The organism is Streptomyces sp. W16 (assembly GCF_033194735.1).
In the GTDB taxonomy this organism is placed as follows: domain Bacteria; phylum Actinomycetota; class Actinomycetes; order Streptomycetales; family Streptomycetaceae; genus Streptomyces.
Genome location: NZ_JAWOAI010000554.1, coordinates 1 through 6,073 on the forward strand (window position 1 = coordinate 1; position 6,073 = coordinate 6,073).

Genomic DNA, 6,073 nt, shown 5'->3' on the forward strand with positions numbered 1-6,073 from the left:
CCGGCGGCAGGTGGAGGAGTGTCACCGCCCCGGCGCCTCCCGCCGCGGCGAGAGAGACGACCGCCGACACCCAGGCCGCCCCGAATGCCTGAAGCAACAGGGCGGTCCACAGGGCCGCCGCGAGCGACAGCAGTCCGATCGGTCCGGCGCCGATGAACAGGGCCGCCGGCCACAGCGGCAGCAGGTAGCCGAACAGACAGAGCGAGAGGTTGTCGGCCGTGCGGAGCAGGAACCCCGCTGGTGTCGCACTGGCGCGCAGCGCGGCCACCGACAGACCTCGGTAGCGGTAGAGCAGCCACTCCGCGGGCCCCATGCTGACGGTCAGCACGATCACCGCGTACGGCTCCTGGCGCGCTTCCAGCAGTACCAGCACCCCGGCCGCAAGCCCGAACAGGCCGTACGGCAGGGAGGAGAGCACGCGCGGCCGGGCCGCACCGGGCACTGCGGGCGCTTTGAGGGGTTCCCTTAGCGCCCAGACGGCCGCGAAGAACGTGGCCACCACGGTCAGCGTCGGCAGCTCGGCCCTCGCGAGGTCGCCCGGCTCCCACCAGGGCAGTACGGCGGCCCCGGCGATGAGCGGGGAGAGCGCGGCCAGGAGCAGTCGCTCGCGGGCCAGTACCAGCAGCACCCCGGCCGCCGCCAGATACAGCGACTGCGCTGCCGCCGCGAGGAGCAGCGGCCCGCTGTGGGCGAGCGGTGCGGCCGCCGCGGTGGCCACCAGTGCTCCGAGGGGCGCACCGGCCATGAGGGTACGGGCTCCTTCCCGCCGTCCGGTCGCCATGCGCAGGTGGGCGCGGTGACCGAGCGCCTGGCCCCAGGCCCAGGAGATCAGCCCGGCCACGATCAGCGCGGAGGCGTGCTCCTTCGGGTTCCACAGCGGCGCGGTGAGCAGGTACGCGAGACCCGGCAGGGCGAAAAGTACCCCCCTCAGCAGACAGCGCACGGTGTCCGGACGCCACGGGTCGGGCGCCGGGGCCGGCTCCGGGAAGGTCCGCGGTACCTGCTCGTACAGTGCGGCGGCGAGCGAGAACAGGCTGGGATGGCCGTACCGTTCCCTGACCATCGGCGCCGTCAGGCCCTCCGCCTCCAGGAGAGCGGCCACCTCGTAGGGGTGGACGGCGGGTCCGACCCGGTCGGCGAGTTCGGCCGCGAGCCAGCTGACCGCCTCCTGATCGGGACCGTGCCAGGGCAGCCTGATGGTGAGCGTGGAGTCGTCGACGGCCCAGCGCGGCCGACGGCGTGGCGGATGGATGTCCGAGAGCCGCAGCATCAGCGTGTCCTGCTGGGAACCACCCGGTTCCAGGGACATCGGCCCGCTCATCCGGCGACCGCGACGAAGTGCTCCGCAGGAACCGGTATGCGCTCGGACTCCCTTTGCAGTGTGGGCAGTTCGCAATAGATCGCGCGGAAGGTGTCGATGGTGTGGCGCAGCGTGAACTGGTCGATCACCCGTAGCCGCGCCGCCTCGCCCATCGCCCGGCGCCGCTCCGGGTCGCCCAGCAGTTCCAGCGCCGCCGCGGCCATCGAGGCGGGGTCGCGCGGTGGCACCACGAATCCGGTGTCGCCGACCGCCTCCCGCACTCCGCCCACGTCGGTGGAGACGGTCGCCCGCCCGCAGGACATGGCCTCGATCAGGGTGAACGGGAAGCCCTCGCTGATGCTGGACAGCATCACCACGTTGCCGGCCGCGTAGGCGTCCCGGATGTCGTCGACGCGGCCCTCGAAGGTGACGGCGTCGGCGTCCCCGAGCGTGGCGGCCAGCGCCTCGCAGCGCTCCCGGTACGCTTCGCCGCCGCGCGGTGTGCCACCGAACAACCGCAGCCGGGCGTACGGGAGTTGGGCCCGCACCAGCGCGAAGGCGCGGATGAGGGTCTCCAGGTCCTTGATCGGGTCGACCCGGCCGGCCCAGCTGAGGGTGAACCCCTGCGGCTCGGGGCCGGCGGGGGGAAAGGCGATCGGGTCCACTCCGTTGTAGACCGTGCGGATCGACTCCGGCGCCGCGCCGCCCTGTTCCTCCCACACCCGGTTGTACCGGTTGCCGGGAGTGATCAGCGCAGCCTGCCGGTAGCTCTCCTGCGCCAGCAGCCGGAAGAAGCCGAGCAGGACCGCCTTCACGGGCCAGCGGTAGGGGGCGATGCGGTAACCCAGGTAGCGCTCGCGCAGATAGACGCCGTGCTCCGTCAGCAGCAGGGGCACCCCGTGCTGATCAAGTGCCGCGAGGCCCGGCAGGGTGGCGAGACCTCCGCTGACCGCGTGCGTGACACCGGTGCGTGGGAGCGGTACGGCCAGCGGGCGCAGGGCGTGTTCCAGGAGGGAGGTCGCGGTGAGCGCGTCGTGCAGGCTCGGGGCTGCCTCGCGCACGGCCACTCCCGGCCGGTTCCATACCGAGGTGAGGATCGCGATCGCCTTGTCGCCGCGCAGGAAGGGACTGAGTGTCCGGCCCGCCGCCGCCCGGGCCAGCACATAGAGGGCGTGCGGGAAGCGGGCCTCTGCGCGCGGGTCGAGCAGGGCGGTGAGGAACTCCTCGTAGGCGTCGCCCAGTTGGGCGCGGGCGCTCCACCGGGGCTCACGGCCCGCCGGCGGGTCGCCCCACATGGGGACGGACAGGACCTGCGTGACATGCGTGGGCAGCTCCCAGACGAGCGGTTCGCGTCCGGTGCCGGTGACGGCGATGACGTCGAAGTCGATCTCGGGCATGCCCTGGACGAGTTGGTCGCACCAGACGCTCACGCCGCCGTGGCTGTGCGGGTAGGTGCCTTCGGTGAGCAGGGTGACGCGTACCCCGCTGCTGGGGCGTCGCGCGTCGTAGGGAACGTACATCGATGGGCTCCACGGCCGAGGTGTGGGGGTGTTCCCGACCGGTGCGCCCCCGGGTGGAGGCGGCGCACCGGTCGGTCCTGTGCGCCGTTCAGTTGGCCGCGGTGTCCGCAATCTGCTCGGTCACGGCCGCGGGGACGCGGGTGTCCGGGGCGGGCTTCGTCGCCGTGAGACTTCCGGAGGAGGTGCCGGCGGCCGTGGCCGTGGCGGAGGCCGGGAGGGTGAGCGTGACCGGGAGGCCGATGGAGGTGTTCCAGCCGGAGAGCCTGCCCGCGTACGGCGTCCCGAAGGCGACGCCGCCCATGGTGGTTCCGATCGGCACGGAGCCGGTGACCGCCAGCCCGAACGGCGCCTGGACGGTGACCTGGTTGCCGATGCGGTAGGCGGTCACCTGGCCGGACTTGAGGGCGGTCTGCCATGCGGCCCTGCGCTGGAGTTCGATGCCGATGTCCTCCATCCGCAGGTTCACCACGGGGGTGTTGTCCGCGAACAGGGCGCGGTAGCCGTTGAGGACTCCGTCGAGGACCGGGTAGGCGAGGCGGTCCTCGGTGAGGTTCGACTGGTGGATGAAGTGCGGCTTGGGGTCGCCCGAGAGCACATGTCCGAGCGCGGCGCGGGTCTCCAGCGGCACGATGCGGTCGGCGTAGCCGGTGGCCGTGTTCAGCGGTGCCGGCAGGCAGGTGGTGGTGGCCGGGTTGTCCTCGCAGATGCCGCTGCCGCCCTGGGAGCGCTTGGTGTAGATCCAGTTGTACTCGTCGACCTGCTCGGCGGCGCGGCCCGCGTTGTAGAAGACGTTGACGGGATAGCGCGGGACGGTGAGGGCGGGGCCGAGCTGACGCTGGGCGGGCTCACGGGAGTTGTCCGCGCCGAGCGAGGTGATGCCGTTCAGGCTGAGGGCGAGGGCCAGGTTGGGGTTGTCGACGGGCTGCTGCGGCAGCACCTTCATGCCGGAGTGCTCGCCGGTGACCAACTCCCTGGTGTTCAGCGGGAGTCCGTTGGTCTGGCCCCAGGCGCGGTTGCTGGCGATCTCGGTGGAGATGTCGGCCGTACTGACCCACTTGATGGCGGTGCCCACGGTGTCGCACTTCCACGGCACCACGGTGATGTTCTGCACACAGCCCAGGAAGGCGTGGGTGTAGGTGTGGTTGATCCAGCGGAACTGGGTCTTCCTGGCGAGGAGCGCGTCGGCCAGGAGGTCCACGCCGTTGTTGTCGGCGCGCTGGTCGACGGTGCCGACCGCGTTGTAGGCCAGGTCCAGGGTGAGGCCCTGCCGGGTCTCCCAGTCGGTGGCGTAGGTGACGTCCGAGGGGGTCATACGGATCGGGTCGGGGGTGGCGTTCGGGTCGGTGCAGTCGACGTCGCCGGGCGTGCAGTTGAGGGTGCTGTTCCAGCGGTCGTCGGACGCGAACACGTCGTCCACGTGCACGGCGAAGTAGTTGCGCGAGGCGCCGAGATGGACCCCGCCGGTCATCCACTCCACGATGCCGCGGGCCAGCAGCCGGAACTGCTGCTGGTACTGGTTGTAGACGAAGGTGACGACCAGTTCGCGCCGTCCGTCGTGCCGGTACTCCCCCACCAGCGAGCCCCGCGTCGACTTCCCGGGGATCGGGGCGTCCACGTACGGCGTGAAGTCGGCGCCCGCGGCAGGGGTCGACAGGTAGGCGTAACTCTCGCTCACCGCCGGGTCGTTGTTCTCGAAGGGGACCGGGCCGTCGAGGTAGCCGAAGGCGCTCGCCTTGCCCGCGGTGGTCACGGCGGCCTGTACGCCGTCGACGGTGCCGGAGTAGCCGCCCTGGGCGGCGTCCTGCAGTCCGGCCGCCGGGCGGGCGTAGGTGTACGCGTCGACCTGGGGGATCGCGTACGTCTGCTCATAGGCCGCGAGCGCCGCCATCTCGGCCGAACCGGCCGCGAACGGGTTGTCGTTGGGCAGGACGACGGCCTGGAACTTGGCGCGCGGTACGCCGAGCACGGTGTCCGCGAGGAAGGCCGCGTTGATGGTCGGCCGGCCGGCCGCGCCGAGGTCTATCTCGGTGTACGGCGTGCCGGCGGTGTCGAGTTCCGCCGTGATGGCGTCGATCGCCGGTCCTCCGTCACTCACCACGAGGACCCGCAGGTCCACTCGGGGTGTGGGGGCGGCGTGCGCCGTACCGACGGGGAGGCCGAGCGCGGCGATGAGCGCGCCCGCCGTCAGTGCGGCAGTGCGTGTGGTCCGCTTCATGCGGTGCAGTTCCCTCTCCGGGCATGGGGGGTGAGTACGGCTCTCGGGGAGCGGACGTACTCCCTCGCGGAACGCCGGCATCCCGCTCGGGGGCCAGTCGCAACCGCTTTCTGAGGCGTCAATGTAGTGGAGAGCTTGTGCGGCCCTTGTGTCTATTCTGTGAACCGTGGCGAAAAATCGCCGGTACTCACCGGATTGGCCAGAAACCAATTCGGATGTTTTCGCGTCAGGAGTGTTGATGGCGCCGGGTGGGCGCGAGTGGTTCGAATGCTGGTCAGCGCGCCATTGCATGGGTCGGTAAGTCCGCCGACCACACCCACCGAATACCAAAGGTCCATACCACAAAAGAGTGTCCAGAACCGGCTTGATATTAACCTCGCGCTTTCACTACAGGGCCCCTGAACAGCAGAAACGGCCCGCCGGATGAACCGACGGGCCGTCATACATGTATTAGTCAGTGGAGTGACAAAGCCAGGCCCGACTTTTGTCCGGCCATGAGTAAGGGGCGGGGAAAATGTAAGCGCGAGAGAATCAGCCTTCGGTGGATCGCGAAGGAGGTGCCGAGGGACGGACGGATTCCGGCGCCGGACGAGAAGCGGGTTCATAGGGCGACCCGGGGACCGCATTCGCGCGCAGGGCCAGTTCCAGTTCGAAACGGGTCTCTGAATCCTGCAGGCTCTCGCCGAACAGTTTCTCCAACTGTCGCATGCGGTAACGCACCGTCTGCGGATGGATATGCAGTCGCAGGGCGGTGCTGTTGACGCTGCTCTCGCACTGGAGCCACGCCAGCAGCGTCTCTGCCAGCCGGTCGCGCTGTAACGCCGGGATTCCGGCCAGCGGTGCCAGAACCCGGTGCGACAAGGCCCGGACCAACGGCTCGTCCGCGTGGAGGATCAGCGTCGTGAGGTGGTCGGCACACCGGAGCACGCCCTCGCCGGGCAGGGCACCGCGCCGCATGAGCGAGAGAGCTCGGGCGGCCAGGCGTAACGAGTCCGCGGTCTGCGAGAGCGGGACCGTCGGCCCGACCGCCGCGGGCCG

General features: G+C 70.5%; 4 protein-coding genes. All 4 read right to left on the reverse strand.

Annotation, left to right across the window (positions count from 1 at the left end; genetic code table 11):
- Window positions 1-1,321, reverse strand: a 1,321-nt coding sequence (locus R6V09_RS43495; protein WP_317887007.1) for a hypothetical protein, incomplete at its 3' end; no start/stop codon positions are given.
- Entirely contained in the window at window positions 1,318-2,820 is a 1,503-nt protein-coding gene (gene pelF, locus R6V09_RS43500) for a GT4 family glycosyltransferase PelF (RefSeq protein ID WP_317887008.1), read from the reverse strand. The genes R6V09_RS43495 and pelF, both read right to left, overlap by 4 nt.
- Before the next feature lie 88 nt (window positions 2,821-2,908).
- A complete protein-coding gene (locus R6V09_RS43505) occupies window positions 2,909-5,035 on the reverse strand; it encodes a hypothetical protein (RefSeq protein ID WP_317887009.1) in 2,127 nt (708 codons plus the stop codon).
- A gap of 531 nt (window positions 5,036-5,566) precedes the next feature.
- Window positions 5,567-6,073 (reverse strand): PucR family transcriptional regulator (locus R6V09_RS43510; protein WP_317887010.1); only part of this gene is annotated, 507 nt, incomplete at its 5' end.

Bases quoted from the DNA above. Each gene is read 5' to 3' on its own strand.
- R6V09_RS43505 (WP_317887009.1), bottom strand. From the start codon at position 5,035: ATGAAGCGGACCACACGCACTGCCGCACTGACGGCGGGCGCGCTCATC.
- pelF (WP_317887008.1), bottom strand. From the start codon at position 2,820: ATGTACGTTCCCTACGACGCGCGACGCCCCAGCAGCGGGGTACGCGTC.